The organism is Bradyrhizobium centrosematis (assembly GCF_045571495.1).
In the GTDB taxonomy this organism is placed as follows: domain Bacteria; phylum Pseudomonadota; class Alphaproteobacteria; order Rhizobiales; family Xanthobacteraceae; genus Bradyrhizobium; species Bradyrhizobium centrosematis.
Window position 1 is genome coordinate 6,853,758 of sequence record NZ_CP120703.1, and the last position, 17,380, is coordinate 6,871,137.

The 17,380-nt window shown below is 64.7% G+C and carries 15 protein-coding genes; 5 read left to right on the plus strand and 10 right to left on the minus strand.

Annotated elements, in window-relative coordinates:
- Positions 1-73: 73 nt before the first annotated feature.
- From P6U31_RS32315 to cysG, 9 genes are all read right to left on the minus strand, one after another.
- Positions 74-1,108, minus strand: coding sequence for a sulfate/molybdate ABC transporter ATP-binding protein (locus P6U31_RS32315; RefSeq protein ID WP_407185673.1), 1,035 nt, complete (start codon positions 1,106-1,108; stop codon positions 74-76).
- Complete coding sequence (cysW, locus tag P6U31_RS32320) at positions 1,098-2,015, minus strand: sulfate ABC transporter permease subunit CysW (RefSeq protein ID WP_407185674.1); 918 nt, start codon at positions 2,013-2,015, stop codon at positions 1,098-1,100. Before cysW ends, P6U31_RS32315 begins: the two co-directional genes overlap by 11 nt.
- A 9-nt stretch (positions 2,016-2,024) precedes the next feature.
- Positions 2,025-2,810, minus strand: a complete 786-nt coding sequence (gene cysT, locus P6U31_RS32325; protein WP_407190015.1) for a sulfate ABC transporter permease subunit CysT — start codon at positions 2,808-2,810, stop codon at positions 2,025-2,027.
- A gap of 87 nt (positions 2,811-2,897) precedes the next feature.
- Positions 2,898-3,926 carry a sulfate ABC transporter substrate-binding protein gene (locus tag P6U31_RS32330; protein WP_407185675.1) on the minus strand — a complete coding sequence of 343 codons (1,029 nt, stop codon included), beginning with the start codon at positions 3,924-3,926 and terminating at the stop codon, positions 2,898-2,900.
- 108 nt (positions 3,927-4,034) lie between these two features.
- On the minus strand, positions 4,035-4,760 hold the full coding sequence (locus P6U31_RS32335) for a phosphoadenylyl-sulfate reductase (protein ID WP_407190016.1): 726 nt from the start codon (positions 4,758-4,760) through the stop codon (positions 4,035-4,037).
- Between the two features lie 2 nt (positions 4,761-4,762).
- On the minus strand, positions 4,763-5,278 hold the full coding sequence (locus P6U31_RS32340; RefSeq protein ID WP_407185676.1) for a DUF934 domain-containing protein: 516 nt from the start codon (positions 5,276-5,278) through the stop codon (positions 4,763-4,765).
- On the minus strand, positions 5,265-6,920 hold the full coding sequence (locus tag P6U31_RS32345) for a nitrite/sulfite reductase (RefSeq protein WP_407185677.1): 1,656 nt from the start codon (positions 6,918-6,920) through the stop codon (positions 5,265-5,267). The genes P6U31_RS32340 and P6U31_RS32345 overlap by 14 nt, the downstream gene beginning before the upstream one ends.
- A 10-nt stretch (positions 6,921-6,930) precedes the next feature.
- The gene (locus P6U31_RS32350; RefSeq protein WP_135166566.1) at positions 6,931-7,248 is read right to left on the minus strand and encodes a DUF2849 domain-containing protein; all 318 of its coding nucleotides are present in this window, start codon (positions 7,246-7,248) and stop codon (positions 6,931-6,933) included.
- Complete coding sequence (gene cysG, locus P6U31_RS32355; protein ID WP_407185678.1) at positions 7,245-8,669, minus strand: siroheme synthase CysG; 1,425 nt, start codon at positions 8,667-8,669, stop codon at positions 7,245-7,247. The genes P6U31_RS32350 and cysG overlap by 4 nt, the downstream gene beginning before the upstream one ends.
- A 244-nt stretch (positions 8,670-8,913) precedes the next feature.
- Here cysG and cysD point away from each other — a divergent pair, with 244 nt between their 5' ends.
- The 4 genes from cysD (at position 8,914) to P6U31_RS32375 (ending at position 14,650) form a co-directional block, all read left to right on the plus strand.
- The gene (cysD, locus tag P6U31_RS32360; protein ID WP_128927956.1) at positions 8,914-9,708 is read left to right on the plus strand and encodes a sulfate adenylyltransferase subunit CysD; all 795 of its coding nucleotides are present in this window, start codon (positions 8,914-8,916) and stop codon (positions 9,706-9,708) included.
- Positions 9,709-9,727: 19 nt separating this feature from the next.
- Positions 9,728-11,644: an adenylyl-sulfate kinase gene (gene cysC / locus P6U31_RS32365; protein ID WP_407185679.1), complete on the plus strand. Its 1,917-nt coding sequence runs from the start codon at positions 9,728-9,730 to the stop codon at positions 11,642-11,644.
- Positions 11,645-12,122: 478 nt separating this feature from the next.
- Positions 12,123-14,288, plus strand: coding sequence for a malate synthase G (locus P6U31_RS32370; protein WP_407185680.1), 2,166 nt, complete (start codon positions 12,123-12,125; stop codon positions 14,286-14,288).
- Positions 14,289-14,449: 161 nt separating this feature from the next.
- Complete coding sequence (locus P6U31_RS32375; protein ID WP_164934719.1) at positions 14,450-14,650, plus strand: CsbD family protein; 201 nt, start codon at positions 14,450-14,452, stop codon at positions 14,648-14,650.
- Positions 14,651-14,748: 98 nt separating this feature from the next.
- Here the strand turns inward: P6U31_RS32375 and P6U31_RS32380 are convergent, their stop codons facing one another.
- Entirely contained in the window at positions 14,749-14,904 is a 156-nt protein-coding gene (locus P6U31_RS32380; protein ID WP_063694217.1) for a Thivi_2564 family membrane protein, read from the minus strand.
- 267 nt (positions 14,905-15,171) lie between these two features.
- Here P6U31_RS32380 and P6U31_RS32385 point away from each other — a divergent pair, with 267 nt between their 5' ends.
- Positions 15,172-17,265 carry a methyl-accepting chemotaxis protein gene (locus tag P6U31_RS32385; RefSeq protein ID WP_407185681.1) on the plus strand — a complete coding sequence of 698 codons (2,094 nt, stop codon included), beginning with the start codon at positions 15,172-15,174 and terminating at the stop codon, positions 17,263-17,265.
- The last annotated feature ends 115 nt before the right edge of the window (positions 17,266-17,380 follow it).

The following is a 17,380-nucleotide window of genomic DNA, read 5'->3' on the forward strand; positions in this document are numbered from 1 at the left end:
TGAGAATCTTACGCTACAAGCTCGGGATTCCGGGTGCGCGCTAGCGCGCGCCCCGGAATGACGGGGGAGATTTCTAGCCCGCAAATATCCGGTAACGGCGCGGTTTGAGGCCGATCGTGTCGCCGATGCGCAGTTCCTTGTCGCGGGGGGCGTCGATCTCGATAGTCTTGCCGCCCGACAGTGCGACCTCGGCCCGCTGCACGGGACCGAAATTGCGGACGTGTTGCACGGCGCCCTCGAAGGCACCGCTGCCGGGCGGGCCCACCAACATATCATGTCGCCGCACGAACAGTTTTGACGCGCCAGGCGCAAGCCCGTCCGCCGCGAGGGCGAGCGGCCGGTCGCCGAGCCTGATGACGCCGCCTTCGACCTCGACCGGCAACTCGATGGATTCGCCGATGAAGCCGTGCACGAAAGCGCTGGCCGGGCTCTCATAGACGTCATCCGGCGAGCCGATCTGCTCGATCCTGCCCTTGTCCATCACCACGACACGGTTGGCGACTTCCAGCGCCTCCTCCTGGTCGTGGGTCACGAAGATCGAGGTGACGTTGATCTCGTGATGCAGCGAGCGCAGCCACTTCCGCAGTTCTTTCCGCACCTTGGCATCGAGCGCACCGAACGGCTCGTCGAGCAGCAGGATGCGCGGCTCGATCGCGAGGGCGCGGGCAAGCGCGATGCGCTGGCGCTGGCCGCCGGAGAGCTGACTCGGATAGCGATCGGCGAGCCAGTCGAGCTGCACGAGGTCGAGCAGCTCTTTCACGCGCGCACGAATGGTGGCCTCATCCTTACGAACGGCGCGCGGCTGCACGCGCAGACCGAAGGCGACGTTCTCGAACACCGTCATGTGGCGGAACAGCGCATAATGCTGGAATACGAAGCCGACATGCCGTTCGCGTGCACCTTGCGCCAGTGCATCCTCGCCATTGAAAGAGACTTCGCCCGCGTCGGGCCAGTCGAGGCCGGCGATGATCCGCAGCAGCGTGGTCTTGCCGGAGCCTGATGGCCCGAGCAGCGCCAGCAGCTCGCCGTTATCGACCTTGAGATCGACGCCATCGAGGGCTTTGAAGCTGCCGAACGTCTTGACGAGATTCCTGACTTCAATGGTCATTGACGTCTTGTCCTTCGTCGAGGTGACGTTCGAGAATTGTCTTGGCGACCAGCGTGATCAGCGCCAGCATTGCGAGCAGCGAGGCGATCGCGAAGGCGGCGACGAACTGATATTCGTTGTAGAGGATCTCCACCAGCAGCGGCATGGTGTTGGTCTCGCCGCGGATGTGGCCGGAGACGACGGAGACCGCGCCGAACTCGCCCATCGCGCGGGCATTGCAGAGCAGCACGCCATAGAGCACGCCCCATTTGATGTTGGGCAAGGTGACGCGGAAGAAGGTTTGAAGACCCGAGGCGCCGAGCGAGATCGCGGCCTCCTCCTCCTGCGTGCCCTGCTCCTGCATCAGGGGAATCAGTGCGCGCGCCACGAACGGGAAGGTCACGAAGGTGGTGGCGAGCGCGATACCGGGCACCGCGAACAGGATCTGGATGTCGTGGTCGCGCAGCCAGCTGCCGAAATAGCCCTGCGCGCCGAACAGCAGCACGAAGACGAGGCCCGAGATCACCGGACTGACCGAAAACGGCAGGTCGATCAGCGTGATCAGGAAGGTCTTGCCGGGGAAATCGAATTTGGCGATGGCCCAGGCCGCGACGAGGCCGAACACGAGATTGAGGCCGACCGAGATCGCCGCGACCACCAGCGTCAGCTTGATTGCCGCCAACGCCTCCGGCTCAGCGAGCGCGGCGAAATAGGCGAGGATGCCGTTCGAGAACGCCTGCGCGAACACGACGACGAGCGGCAGCACCACGAACACGGTGAGAAAGATCACCGCCAGCGCAATGACGACGATGCGCACCGCGCGGGGCTCGGTGCGAAGGCTATCACGCGCTGCCGCCGCGCGCGCACGCGCCCGTGCCTTGGCGTCGGAGGCCGATAGCGACACGGTGTCTGCGATCTGCATCGTCATGGTCCGCCCTCAACGCGCCGGGATCCGGCTCTGCGCCCAGCGCTGGAGCCGGTTGACCGCCAAGATGATGACGAAGGAGACGACGAGCATGACCACCGCGATGGCAGTGGCATCGGCATAGCGGAACTCGGAGAGCCGGATCACGATCAAGAGCGGCGCGATCTCGGACACGTTGGGCAGATTGCCGGCGATGAAGATCACCGAGCCGTATTCGCCGACCGCGCGCGCGAAGGCGAGCGCGAGCCCGGTAAGCAGCGCTGGCGCCAGAGAAGGCAGGATCACGCGGATGATGGTCTGCCAGCGGCTGGCGCCAAGGCTGCCCGCCGCCTCCTCGATCTCCGGATCGAGATCCTGCAGCACCGGCTGCACCGTGCGCACCACGAACGGAATACCGATGAAGATCATGGCGACAAAGATGCCGACCGGCGTGAACGCCACCTTGATGCCGAGCGCCGCAAGCGGGGCACCCAGCCAGCCCTTCTCGGCGAAGAGCGCGGTCAGCGCGACGCCCGCGACCGCGGTCGGCAGCGCGAAGGGCACGTCGACGATGGCGTCAAACAGCCGGCGGCCGGGGAAGCGGTAGCGCACCAGCGCCCAGACGATGATGCTGCCCATGACGAGATTGACGCAGGCTGCCGCGAAGGCGAGGCCGAAGGAGACGCGCAAGGCGTTCAGGGTCCGGCGGCTGGAGAGGACATTCCAGAACTGCTCGGGACTGAGCTCGAGCGACTTCAGAAACAGCCCGGCGAGCGGAATCAGGATGATGACGGACAGCCAGGACAGCGTCAGTCCCATCGTGAGACCGAAGCCCGGCAACGTCCGGCGTCGTGCTGCGATTGCGCTCACCAAGCCCCCTGTTATCGCCCCTCCGACAGCGCCAGATCAGTTCTTGTAGATCTGATCGAAGACACCGCCGTCGGCAAAATGCTCCTTCTGAGCCTTGGCCCAACCTCCAAAAACGTCGTCGATCGTAAATAGTTCGACCTTGGCGAAGGCGTTTTCATATTTTTTGGCGATCTCGGCATCGCGCGGACGGTAAAAGTTGCGCGCGGCGATCTCCTGACCTTCTTTCGTGTACCAATACTGAAGGTACGCATCGGCGGCGTTGCGCGTGCCCTTTTTATCGGCAACCTTGTCGACGATCGCGACCGGCGGCTCAGCCAGGATCGATTGCGGCGGCGCAACGATCTCGAACTTGCCTGCGCCGAACTCCTTCAGCGCCAGGAACGCCTCGTTCTCCCAGGCGAGCAGCACGTCGCCGACGCCGCGCTCGACGAAGGTCACGGTAGCGCCTCGCGCGCCGGTATCCAGCACCGGCACCTGCTGGTAGAGCTTGCCGATGAAGTCCTTGGCCTTGTCCGCCGAGCCGAACTTCTTCTGCGCAAAGCCCCATGCTGCGAGGTAATTCCAGCGCGCACCGCCCGACGTCTTCGGGTTCGGCGTGATCACGGCGACGCCCGGCTTGATCAGGTCGTCCCAGTCCTTGATGGCCTTGGGATTGCCCTTGCGCACCAGGAACACGATGGTCGAGGTGTAGGGTGATGAATTCTGCGGCAACCGCTTCTGCCAGTCCGTCGCCGTGAGGCCCTTGCCGGCGATCGCATCGATGTCATAGGCGAGCGCAAGCGTCACCACATCGGCCTGCAATCCGTCGATAACGCTGCGCGCCTGCGAACCGCTGCCGCCATGCGACTGCTTGATCTCGACGCTCTTGCCGGTCTCCTTCTGATAGGCATTGGCGAATGCCTTGTTAAACTCGGCATAGAGTTCGCGCGTCGGATCGTACGACACGTTCAAGAGGTTGATGTCAGCGGCGAGAGCCGGGCCTGCCAAGAGGCCCGTTACCAAGAATCCCGTTGCGAGCAATCCTGCAGCGAGCGGAACGATACGGCGCATCATGTCCATCTCCATTCACCTCGACGACATCGGCGTCATCGATGGCAGGCATAACTCGGGGCGAAACGCTCTTAAGTCAACGGAACCGGATTTTCTTGTTTGCAAGCGTGCAGCGCAGCTGTGCTACGAGATCTTCATCGTATGGATGCCGCATTCTGTCTTGGCCCGGCCGCGCCAGCGACCGGCGCGCTCATCCTCGCCCTCGGCCGTTCTGCTCGTGCAAGGCATACACCCAACCGACCGGAAACCGGAGGCGACCAGGGGGTGACGCGGCAATTTGGCGCGGACGAAGATCGCCTCGAGTTCCTCGCGCGAGACGTTGGCGAACGGGTTGAACTTCAACCGCGCACCGTCGTCCTCGACGACGGGAATGTCGGTGCGCGCATTGCCCTGGAAGCGCTTGCGGCCATTGAGCCAGGCCGAGAACGGTTTCAGCGCACGCGCCAGCGGCTCCACCTTGCGGATGCGGCAGCAGGCATCGGGATCGGAGAACCAGAGATCGCGATCGGGATCTTGGCGCGACAGCGTCTCCTCGGCCGGCTTGATCGAGCGGACATCCGTCAGGCCCAGCGCTGCGATCAGCGTGTCCCGATAGGCGAGCGTCTCCTCGAACAGCCAGCCGGTATCGAGGAAGATCACGGGGATCGCCGGATCGACGTCGGCCATGACCTTCAGCAGCGTCGCCGATTCCGTGCCGAACGACGACACCAGCGCCAGCTTCTCGCGCCCGACCGTCTTCAGGGCCGCAGCGATGATCTCGGCGGGCGAAGCATCGCGCAAGCTCCGATCGAGCTCCTCCGCCGAAGGCAGCGCGGCAACGGACCTTGGAGCGAGCTGAGACGCAACCATGTTCACGTGCCGACCCCCTCGGAGTGACGCAGCTGCATGCGCCGGTGCAGCGCCGTGATGCGGCCATCGCCGGTCGGCTGGTAAAACACCGAATAGCGCTTGGCAGTCTGCATGAACGCCTCCGCATCGGCCTGCTTCTTGACCTCGAAGGCATCGAAGCCGGCGCGCAGCATGAACACGAACTGATCGCGCAGCACCTGACCGGTGGCCCGCAATTCTCCGCGATAATCGTAGCGCTCGCGCAGCAGGCGCGCCTGGCTGTAGGCGCGCCCGTCGCGGAAGGTCGGGAACACCAGCGCGACGGCGGCGATCTTGCCGAGATACGGCACGAGCTCGCTGATGTCGCGATTGTTGGGCCAGATCACGCCGACCTTGCCCGAACGCTTGAGCAGCGCATCGGCTTCGCCAAGGAAGCGCTCGGCCGGCACCAGGAGGTCGCCGCTCTCGGGCAGCGGCGTATCGACGGCGAGCTTGGCAAAGCTGTCGTCGGTGATCTTTCCGCCTTTAACGAGTGGCATAGACGCGCTCCTTGAAAGGTTCGACGCCGAGGCGCTTCACGGTGTCCATGAACAGCTCTTCGGGCCGCTCGCGCAGCGCCAGATAGGCTTCCACGATATCCTCGACGACGTCGGCCACCTCGTCGAACTTGACGCCGGGACCGATCAGGGTGCCGAGCGTGGCGTTCTCGTCGGCACGGCCGCCGATGGTGATCTGGTAGACCTCCTCGCCGTTCTTCTCGACGCCGAGGATGCCGATATGACCGACATGGTGATGGCCGCAGGCATTGATGCAGCCTGAGATGTTGATGTGGAGCCGGCCGATCAAATTGGCGAGCTCGTGATTGGCGAAGCGCCGGGTCAATTCCTGCGCGATCGGGATCGAGCGTGCATTCGCCAGCGAGCAATAGTCGAGCCCGGGGCAGGCGATGATGTCGCTGATCAGATTGACGTTGGGGGTCGCAAGCCCGAGCTTGTCGAGCGCCTTCCACAGCGCCGGCAGGTCACGCTTGGCGACGTGCGGCAGCGCCAGGTTCTGCTCGTGGCCGACACGGATCTCACCGAAGGAATATTTGTCGGCGAGATCGGCGAGCGCGTCCATCTGCTCGGCAGTAGCATCGCCCGGAGGTCCGCCGGTGGGCTTCAGCGAGATCGTGACGATCGAGTAGCCCTGCACCTTGTGCGGGGCCACCGAATTCTTGCGCCACGCCTCGAAGTCAGGATCGGCCGCGGCCTGCCGCAGCTCGTCCGGCATGTGCGGCAACTTCTCGTAAGCTGGATAGGTGAAGCGCGAGCGGATGTCCTCGATCACCTCGTCGTCGATCTGGAGCGAGGAGTTGCGGATGTGCTGCCACTCCTCCTCGACCTCACGCGAAAACTTCTCGATGCCGAGCTCGTGCACCAGGATCTTGATGCGCGCCTTGTAGATATTGTCGCGGCGGCCGTACTGGTTGTAGACGCGCAGGATGGCCTCGATATAGCTGAGGATGTCGCGGCCGTGCACGAAGTGCTTGATGGTCTTGGCGATGAACGGCGTGCGGCCGAGACCGCCGCCGACCAGCACCTCGAAGCCGGTCTCGCCCTTCTCGTTCTTGATCAGGCGCAGGCCGATGTCGTGGATCTTGATCGCGGCACGGTCGTGATCGGACGCGGTGATCGCGATCTTGAACTTGCGCGGCAGGAACGAGAATTCCGGATGCAGCGTGGTGTGCTGGCGGATCAGTTCCGACCAGATGCGCGGATCCTCAATCTCACCGGGCGCGACGCCGGCCCACTGATCCGAGGTGACGTTGCGCATGTTGTTGCCGGAGGTCTGCATCGCATGAATGCCGACGTTGGCGAGGTCTTCCAGCGCGTCCGGCAGCTCGGCGAGCTTGATCCAGTTGAACTGGATGTTTTGACGTGTGGTGAAGTGGCCATAGCCGCGGTCGTACTTGCGTGCGACATGCGCCAGCGCCCGCAACTGGTTGGTCGCCAGCGTGCCGTAGGGAATCGCGACGCGGAACATGTAGGCGTGCAATTGCAGATAGACGCCGTTCTGCAGACGCAGGATCTTGAACTCGTCCTCGGTGAGCTCGCCGGAGAGGCGCCGCTTCACCTGGTCGCGGAACTCCGAGACGCGCTCGTTGACGAGCGTGCGGTCGATTTCGTCGTAAGCGTACATAGAACGTGCCTTAAGCCTGGGCCGACTGTCCGATGGTCACACCGGTGCGGCGAATCTGTTCGCGCAGGTTGCCGGGTTCGATCTTGCCGTCGGCGCCGACCTGCACCGGGGCGATATAGGGACCGATCGCGCCGACGTCATCCGCAACGGACTCCGCAAGCAACGCTTTGGCCTCGTCCGAGTTGCGCACGATCGCAGCTTCCGACAGGTCCGCAGACCAGCTCTTGGCGGCGGTGCGATAGACCACGATGCCGTCCCAGGTGCGGTTGGCGGTCACGATCGAGGGGCCGGCGATCTTGATCTTCTTCTGTTCAAGCGGGGAGGTCATTCGGCTGCATCCAATAGGTCAGAGATGATTTGCTTTGGCGTTTGGCGGCGAAGCGAACCGGCACGCCGGACCACCTCGCCAATAATGAGTATGGCGGGACCGCCATCGGCCCGCCGTGCGAGTTCGGGAAGGTCGCGAAGCGTGCCGATCGCGCCTTGCGCATCGGGACGCGTGACGCGGGCGAACACGCCGACCGGCGTCTCTGGCGAACGCCCCGCGGCAAGCAGGCCCGCGCGCACGGCAGGTGCAGCGGACACGCCCATGTAGATGACAACGGTCATCCTGGTGTCGGTCAGCGTCGACCAGTCCACCACTTCCGCGTCGCGGGCCTTGTGGGCAGTGAGGAAGGTGATGCGGGTCGCCTCGTGACGGTAGGTGAGCGGCACCTCGAAATCGGCGGCCGCGCCGAGGCCGGCGGTGATGCCGGGAATGATCGAATAGGCGACGCCGGCGGCGCGCAGCGCGTCGACCTCTTCGCCGCCGCGTCCGAACACGAAGGGATCGCCGCCCTTCAGCCGCACCACCCGCTGGCCGGATTGCGCGGCCTCGATCATGCGCTTGTTGATGGCGTCCTGGCCGATGCCGGGCTTGCCGACGCGGCGGCCGACGGCAACGCGCGTGGTGTCGCGGCGGATGCGGTCGAGAATCTCGGGCGAGACCAGCTCGTCATGGAAGACGATGTCGGCGTCCTGCAATGCGCGCAGCGCCTTGATGGTGAGGAGATCAGGATCGCCCGGACCGGCGCCGACCAGCGCGACCAAGCCTTCCGGCTTGTCGGCGCGGGCGAAGTCGGAAGGATCTGAAATGGCCTTGAGCGCCGCGTCTGCTTCCGCCTTGCGGCCGGCCAGCACGGCGGCGCCGATCGGGCCGTCGATCACCCGCTCCCAGAAGCGGCGGCGCAGCGGAAACTCGGCGATGCGCTCGTTGATCGATTTGCGAAAGCTGCCGATGAACTCGGCGAGCTCGCCGATGCGCGCCGGCAGCAGCGCCTCGATCTTCTCGCGCACGCGCCGGGCCACCACCGGCGAGGTACCGCCGGTGCCGACCGCCACCACGACGTCACCGCGGTCGACGATCGCCGGAAAGATGAAGCTGGAATGCTCGAGATCGTCCATGACGTTAACGGGCAGGCCGAGCGCCTTGGCGCGGACCGACATCGCCACACCGACATCGCCCGCACCGGCGCAGACAATGGCGATGACGCCGGCAAGGTCAGCGGTCAACGGATCGCCCGTCGCGATGTCGATGCGCGCCGCGTCCTCGGCGCCGAGGCCGAGATCCTGATTGCCGTCGATCGCATGCACGCGCAGCCGCGCGCCGGCGGCGGCGAGCACGCGCAGCTTGGCGCGCAAAAGCTCGCCCGTGCCGATGAGAACCACCGGGCCGGCCTTGAGATCGAGAAATACCGGCAAGAACCGCATGCGATACTCGCTTCCCCACATCCGGGGTTGACTGGAATTATTTTCTATATATGTGTCGTTTCGAGCGCGCAAAGAGAAAATTTTTTCTTCTCTCCCGCGTCGCAACTATAGAATTTTCGCCTCCAAACGCAAAGTGGCAGAGATGCATCTTCTCAAGGACGATTCCGCAGCCGTCGGAGTGAGCAGCCCAGTCCCCATCGCGCGCTCGGGCCCGCAAGAATTTTCTGCTGATGTTGCGCCGAGCATGGACCATCTCGACCAGCTCGAGGCGCAGAGCATTTACATCTTCCGCGAGGCCTTCGCCCGCCTGAAGAAGATCGCCCTGCTCTGGTCGCTCGGCAAGGACTCCAACGTCATGATCTGGCTGGCGCGGAAAGCCTTCTTCGGCAAGATGCCGTTCCCGGCCCTTCACGTCGACACCGGCAAGAAGTTTCCGGAGATGTATCGCTTCCGCGATCATTACGGCAAAGAGTGGGATCTCGATCTGCGCGTCGAGCCCTGCCCGCCGATCGATGCCGTCGATCCGACATTGCCGCCGGCGGCCCGCTCCGCCGCCCGCAAGACCGAGGGCCTGAAGATGGCGCTCGCAAAGTACGGCTTCGATGGCCTGATCGCCGGCATCCGCCGCGACGAGGAAGCAACCCGCGCCAAGGAGCGCGTGTTCTCGCCGCGCGGCCTGGAGGGCAATTGGGACGTGCGCGACCAGCCGCCGGAATTCTGGGACCATTTCAACGCCTCGCCGCCGCAAGGCGCTCACTTGCGCATCCATCCGATCCTGCATTGGACCGAGGCCGACATCTGGGCCTACACCAAGCGCGAGAACATCCCGATCATCCCGCTCTACCTTGCCAAGAACGGCAAGCGCTACCGCTCGCTCGGCGATCAGGACATCACCAATCCCGTGAATTCGACGGCCTCGAGCATCGACGAGATCCTGATCGAGCTCGAACAGACCAAGGTGCCGGAACGCGCGGGGCGCGCGCTCGACCACGAGACCGAGGACGCTTTCGAGCGCCTGCGCGTCGCCGGCTATCTCTGATCAAGGACGCAATGCGGCTATGAACATGCTCGTCACGCCTGCCTCGCCCACAACGCCGAACGGCACCACCCGTCCGCAAGTGCGGATCGTCATCGTCGGCCATGTCGACCACGGCAAGTCGACGCTGGTCGGCCGCCTCTTGCACGAGACCGGCAGCCTGCCTGACGGCAAGCTGGAAATGCTGAAAGCCGTCAGCGCGCGGCGCGGCATGCCGTTCGAATGGTCGTTCCTGCTCGACGCGCTGCAGACCGAGCGCGACCAGGGCATCACCATCGACACCACGCAGATCCGCTTCCGCACCAATTCGCGCGACATCGTGCTGATCGACGCGCCCGGTCACGCCGAATTCCTCCGCAACATGATCACCGGCGCTTCGCAGGCCGACGGCGCGGTGCTGATCATCGATGCGCTCGAAGGCGTGCGCGACCAGACCAGGCGCCACGGCTATCTCCTGCATCTGCTCGGCGTGAAGCAGGTCGCCATCGTCGTCAACAAGATGGACCGGGTCGACTTTTCCGCCGATCGCTTCAAGGCGATCAGCGACGAGATCTCCGCACATCTGAGCGGCCTCGGCGTGACGCCCACGGCCGTGATCCCGATCTCGGCCCGCGACGGCGACGGCGTCGCTGATCGCACCGACCGGATCGGCTGGTACCAGGGACCGACGGTGGTCGAGGCGCTTGATCGGCTCGAGCCGGCGCGGCCGCTCGAAGCGCTGGCGCTGCGCCTGCCGGTTCAGGCGATCTACAAGTTCGACGACCGCCGCATCGTGGCGGGCCGCATCGAATCCGGCAGCCTGAAAGCTGGCGACGAGATCGTGATCATGCCGGCCGGCAAGATCGCCAAGATCAAGACGGTGGAGAGCTGGCCGGTAACGCCGGTTGCCGGACGGCAAGGTGCCGGCCGCTCGGTCGGCATCACGCTCGACCGCGAGCTGTTCATCGAGCGCGGCGACATCGTCGCGCATGCCGGCACCGCGCCACGTGAGACGCGGCGCCTCCGCGCGCGGATCTTCTGGCTGCACGACAAGCCGCTCGCCAAGGGCGACCAGTTGCTGGTGCGCTGCGGACCGAAGGAAAGCCGCGCCACCGTGGTGGCGATCGAGAAGGCGGTCGATCCGGGCGAACTCGAAAGCAGCGAGAACAAGGCGATCGGCCGCAATCATGTCGGCGAGATCGATATCTCTCTTTCGAATCCGATTGCCACCGATCCCTACACCGAGAACCCGCGCACCGGGCGCCTGGTGATCGAGATCGCCGGACGCATCGCCGGCGGCGGCCTGGTGCTGTCGGTCGATGCCGGCCAGCGCGCCGTCCCCGTCGACATCGTGCCAGTGGAATCGGCCCTGCGTCCAGACGAGCGCTCGGCACGCTATCAGCACAACGGCGCCGTGGTCTGGCTCACCGGCCTGCCCGCCTCCGGCAAATCCACGCTCGCCAAGGCGCTGGAGCGGCGACTGTTCAGCAATGGCGGCTCGCCGATCCTGCTCGACGGCGACACGCTGCGCGCCGGGCTCAACAGCGATCTCGGCTTCTCGGCCGCGGATCGCAGCGAGAACATCCGCCGCCTCGCGGAAGTGGCGACGCATCTCGCGCGTAACGGCCACATCGCCATCGTCGCCGCCGTCTCGCCGGCCCGCGAAGATCGCGCCACCGCGCGTCGGATCGCCGACACCGCCTTCTGCGAGATCCACGTCGCGACGCCCGCCGACGTGTGCGAGGAGCGCGACCCCAAGGGCCATTACAAGAAGGCGCGCGCCGGCGCGCTGGCCTCGTTCACCGGCATCGGCAACGACTACGAAGCGCCGCTGGGCGCCGAGCTCGCGATCGACACGTCGAAGCGAACGGTCGCGGAGGCCGCCGACGAGATCGAACGCATGCTGAAGACTTCAGGCGTGCTGTTCGACGAGGCCGTGGACCTCGCGGCCAATATTTGAGGCAAGCACTTTCCATGGTACATGCGCTGCCACCATACAGGTAGTGCGTTCCCTCCCCCCTTGTGGGGAGAGTCATCGCACATGGATTCGACGGCCTGCGGGCTTGCTCCGCCTCTCCCACAAGCTTTGCGGGAGAGGCCGACGCGCTCGTAGAGCGCGGCGGGTGAGGGCTCTCGCCACGCAGGGAGATCCTCCTCAATTTCCTGGCAATCCCGACGCGGAGACACCCCCACCCCAGCCCTCCCCCGCAAGCGGGAGAGGGAGCGGGGTCGTGCGCGTGTCGGAGAGCCGGGTTCAATCGGTTTGTAAAACGAGCCGCGGCCGCCCTTCGACTTGACATTTTGACAAGCCTCCGGGGGTCTTCTCACCGCCCTGATTTTGGGGCTAATAGGTCCAGAAAGCCGCCCCGGTGGGCGCATTTTGCTGCTGACGGGTCAAAAGCAGCCAAAAACAGCCATTTCCAACAAGAAAGCCCATCATGAAACGCGTCGACGCCCACGGATTGAAGATCGCCCCTGTTCTGTTTGATTTCATCGCCAAGGAAGCAGCCCCGAAAACGGGGATCGCACCGGATGCGTTCTGGGCCGGACTTGCCGCCATCATCAGGGATCTGGGGCCGAAGAACCGCGCATTGCTGGCGGTGCGCGACACGCTGCAGGCCAAGGTCGACGACTGGCATCGTGCCAACAAGGGCAAGGCGTTCGACCTCAACGCTTACACCGCCTTCCTGAAGGAGATCGGCTATCTCGTCCCGGAGCCGGCGACGCAGAAGGTCGAGACTGCCAATGTCGACGAGGAAATCGGCAAGATCTGCGGCCCGCAGCTCGTCGTGCCCCTTACCAATGCGCGCTATGCGCTGAACGCGGCGAATGCGCGCTGGGGCTCGCTCTATGATGCCTTCTACGGCACCGACGCCATTCCGCATGATCCTTCCGAGGGCGGCAAGGGCTACAACAAGGCGCGCGGCGACAAGGTGATCGCCAAGGCCAAGGCGTTCCTCGATACCGCCGCGCCGCTCGCAACCGGCAGCCACACCGACGTCACCGCCTATAGCGTCGTCGCAGGTCAGCTTGCGGTGAAGCTGAAGAGCGGCAACGCCACCGCGCTGAAGAACGCCGCGCAGTTCGCTGGCTTCCAGGGCGATGCGGCCGCGCCGAGCGCAGTGCTGCTCGTCAACAACGGCCTGCATGTCGAGGTCAAGATCGACCGCAACAGCGCGATCGGCAAGGACGATCCGGCCGGCGTGGCCGACATGATCATGGAGGCCGCGGTCTCCACCATCCTTGACATGGAAGACTCTGTCGCCGCCGTCGATGCCGAGGACAAGGTGCTGGTCTACCGCAACACGCTCGGCCTGATGAACGGCACGCTGTCGGCCGATTTCGAGAAGGGCGGCAAGACGCTGACGCGCTCGCTCAACGCCGATCGTAGCTACAAGACCCCTGATGGCAAGGGCGAGCTCAAGCTGCACGGCCGCAGCCTGCTGTTGATGCGCAATTGCGGTCACCACATGTTCACCGACGCGGTGCTGGACGAGAAGGGCGAAGAGATTCCGGAAGGTCTGCTGGATGCCGCCGTCTCCGGCCTGCTCGCCATCCACGACCTCAAGGGCAACTCCAAGGTCAGGAACAGCCGCACGGGATCGGCCTATATCGTCAAGCCGAAGATGCACGGCCCCGACGAGGTGTCGCTCACCTGCGAGATCTTCGACCGCGTCGAGAAGATGCTCTCGCTGCCCGAGAACACGCTCAAGGTCGGCATCATGGACGAGGAGCGGCGCACCACCGTCAACCTCAAGGCCTGCATCCAGCGCGCCTCGAAGCGCATCATGTTCATCAACACCGGCTTCCTCGACCGCACCGGTGACGAGATCCACACCTCGATGGAAGCGGGCCCGATGATCCGCAAGAACGAGATGAAGGCGCAGCCCTGGATCAAGGCCTATGAGGACTGGAACGTCGACATGGGCCTGACCTGTGGCCTGCCTGGCCACGCCCAGATCGGCAAGGGCATGTGGGCCGCGCCGGACAAGATGGCGGACATGCTGGCGCAGAAGCTCGGCCATCCGCAGGCCGGCGCCACCACCGCCTGGGTACCCTCGCCGACCGCCGCGACCCTGCATGCCCTGCATTACCACCAGGTCAACGTGATCGCGCGCCAGGAAGAACTCACCAAGGGCGGAGCGCGCGCAAAGCTCTCGGACATCCTCACCATTCCGGTGTCGAAGTCGAACTGGGCGCCCGACGACGTCAAGCAGGAGATCGACAACAACTGCCAGGGCATCCTCGGCTATGTGGTGCGCTGGATCGATCAGGGCGTCGGCTGCTCCAAGGTGCCCGACATCCACGATGTCGGCCTGATGGAAGACCGCGCCACCTTGCGCATCTCCAGCCAGCATCTCGCCAACTGGCTGCACCAGGGCGTCATCACCGAGGCGCAGGTGATGGAATCGCTGAAGCGCATGGCCGTCGTGGTCGACAAGCAGAATGCGGGCGATCCCGTCTACAAGCCGATGGCGCCAGCCTTCGACGGCGTCGCCTTCAAGGCGGCCTGCGACCTCATCTTCAAGGGGCGCGAGCAGCCGAACGGCTACACCGAATACATCCTCACCGCGCGCCGCCGCGAGGCCAAGGCTCTTCAATAAAGAGGCGCTTGGATAAAGAGGCGCTCGGCTGAGCGAAGGACAGGAACGTCAAAAGTCCCGGCCTCGCCGGGGCTACCTTGTTGGGCGAAACGTCGCGCTATGTCACGGAACAGGCTGCATGCGCCTCGCGTTGTCGGGCCATCAACCAACGGGAGATGGTCATGGACTGGAATCGGATCGAAGGAAACTGGAAGCAGTTCAAGGGTTCGGCCAAGGAAAAATGGGGCAAGCTCACTGACGACGACCTCCGCTTGATCGAGGGCCGCCGCGAGCAGCTCGAGGGCCGGCTCCAGGAACGCTACGGCAAGGCCAAGGACCAGGTTCGTCAGGACGTCGACGATTGGCTCAAATCGCTGCACTAAGCAGCACAATAGCAGCCCCGGCAAAAGCCGGGGCTTTCTGTTGCAGATAGCCCAGACGAGCACAGCGCAAGCCGGGGCAGCGCCGCTTGGGCAGGGCGCTAGAAAACCGCGAGATATTTCAACAACGACACGATGCCGATGATGATGACGATCACGCGCGCGATCTGCTTGGCGCGGCCGTCCATCGGCAACATGTTGATGAGATAAAGGACGAGAATAATGACGAGAAAAGTGACGAGCACGCCCACCAGCATCGCGAGACCCCCTTCAGGCAAATTGCGACCGCTGGCCTAACGCTCGTCACCCGCACTGGTTCCATCAAAGCAACCCATTGCAACTTCTAGTAATTCCGTACTTCTACGATGCGCCAGCCTGCCTAAAACTTTACCCTTTTCCTTTCAGATCTGAGCGCCGTTTGCGCTCTGAGCCGCAAACGGCATGCGATTGCCGACCTGCCGCGCCCGTTTGTCGATGTTGCCGGGCATCCTTTGAGCTTTGCGAATTGAAATTGGGGGACTTCGATGCTGAACCGTTTGACCGTGTCCACGCTGCTGAAGGCGGTAGTCGCGATCACGTCGGCCAGCGTCGTGCTCGCCCTCTCGCTCACCGCCTATGCCTCCTGGGACCGGCTGAAGACCGCAAATCGCATCTCGCAGATCACCGATGTGTCCGCCGACCTGTTCAAGGCGATGCACAATCTGCGCACCGACCGTTCGACCACCAACCGGCTCCTCAACGCGACCGAGCCGATGGATGCCGAGATCGAAAGGTATCTGCGCGCCCTGCGCGATGCGCAGATGCCGGCCATGGCCCACGCACTGGAGCTGTTGCCGGGGATGGACTTTCCACAATCGAGCACGCTGGTGCCGGAACTGTCACGCCTCTACACATTGCTGGTCGAGGAGCAGAAGCAGTTCTGGGAGGACGTGGCCAAGCCCAAGGACCAGCGCCGCTCGGGCCTTCCGAAGCAATACATGGAGACGACGCAAGGCCTGCTCGACGTGCTGGACAAGCTGTCGAACACGCTGGCGGCCACTGTCAACCACGAGGACGCCACGATCGACCAATTGCTCTCGATCAAGCAGAACGCCTGGCTGCTCCGCAACACCGCGGGCGAAGCCTCGCTGATCGTGTCGACCGGACTTGCTGCCGGCAAGATCACGCCGGAGGGTCGCTATAACTACACCCAATTCGTCGGCGGCACAGCGGCGATGTGGAAGGCGCTGGAATTGTCGACGTCGGGTATGCAGTTGCCGCCCGCGCTGGCTTCCGCGATGGCGGCCGCCAAGACCGCTTACTTCGAACCTCAATATCTCACCCTCCGGGACCGGCTCGCGGACGCCTTGGTCAAAGGCGAGAAGGCCGAAATGACCGCGAACCAATGGAGTCCGCTGACGGTCGGCCGAATGGCCAGTGCGGTCTCGGTGGCCGAAGCGGCCCTCGACGGCGCAAAGATCCACACACAAGAGCAACGCGGCGCAGCGCAGCGCGCACTGATCGTTCAGCTTGGATTGCTGGCGCTGGCCATCGGCGTTGCGGCAGGCGCGATCATGCTGGTCAGCCGCCGCGTCATCACGCCGCTGACCACCATCCGCGATGCCATGCTGAAGGTCGCTGGCGGCGACCTTGCCGTCGACAGCGGCTATCTCGATCGCCAGGATGAGATCGGCGCGCTTGCCGGTGCGCTGGAAACCTTCAAGCAGCAGGCCAGCGACAAGCTCAAGATCGAAGAGCATGAGCGTGAGCGCAACGCAGGCGCTGCCGCACGCCAGCGCGCCGTCGAGGCCTATGTCGGCGAGTTCGAGGGCGCGGTGCGCAAGACGCTCGGCGAGTTGAACGAGGCGTCCGGTGAAATGCGCAAGACCTCCGGTAACCTCTCCGCCGTGTCGCGCCAGACCAACGACCGCGTGCAGATCGCCGGAAAAGCCTCCAACGACGCTTCGATGAGCGTCGACAGCGTGGCCGCGGCCGCCGAAGAGCTCTCCGCCTCGATCAACGACATCAGCCAGCAGGCCGCGCATGCCGCGGGCATCGCCGGCCGCGCCGTCACGCAGGCGCGCGAGACCGACGGCACCGTGCAGGGCCTGGCGAAATCGGCGGGGCGCATCGGCGAGGTCGTCGGCCTCATCAACACCATCGCGGCGCAGACCAATCTGCTCGCGCTCAACGCCACGATCGAAGCGGCACGCGCCGGCGAGGCCGGCCGCGGCTTTGCCGTGGTCGCCTCCGAGGTGAAGTCGCTGGCAAGCCAGACCGCGAAGGCGACCGAGGAAATCTCCGAGCAGATCGCCGATATCCAGAAGGTCGCGGGCGATGCCATCAATGCGATCCAGACCATCGGCGGCATCATCGGCGAAGTGAACGAGGTGGCGACCGCGATTGCCGCCGCCGTGCAGGAGCAGGGCGCGGCGACCCAGGAGATCACCCGCAGCACCCAATATGCGGCCCAGGGCACCAAGAACGTCGCGGACAACATGACCGGCGTCAAAGCCGATGCGGATGCGGCCGCCGCGGCCGCCGACAATGTGAGGCAGGCCTCCGAGACGCTGGAGACCCAGAGCCGCCAGCTCGGCCAGGAGGTCAGCGACTTCCTCGGCAAGATCCGCGCGGCGTAGGGTACGCCGCGCGACACCGATCAGCGTCGTCCCGGACAAGCCAGCACAGCGAGCGCTGATCCGAGACGGCAGCCTTCGTGCGGCTGCCAGCGCGGCAACTCAGCCGACGGCTGCG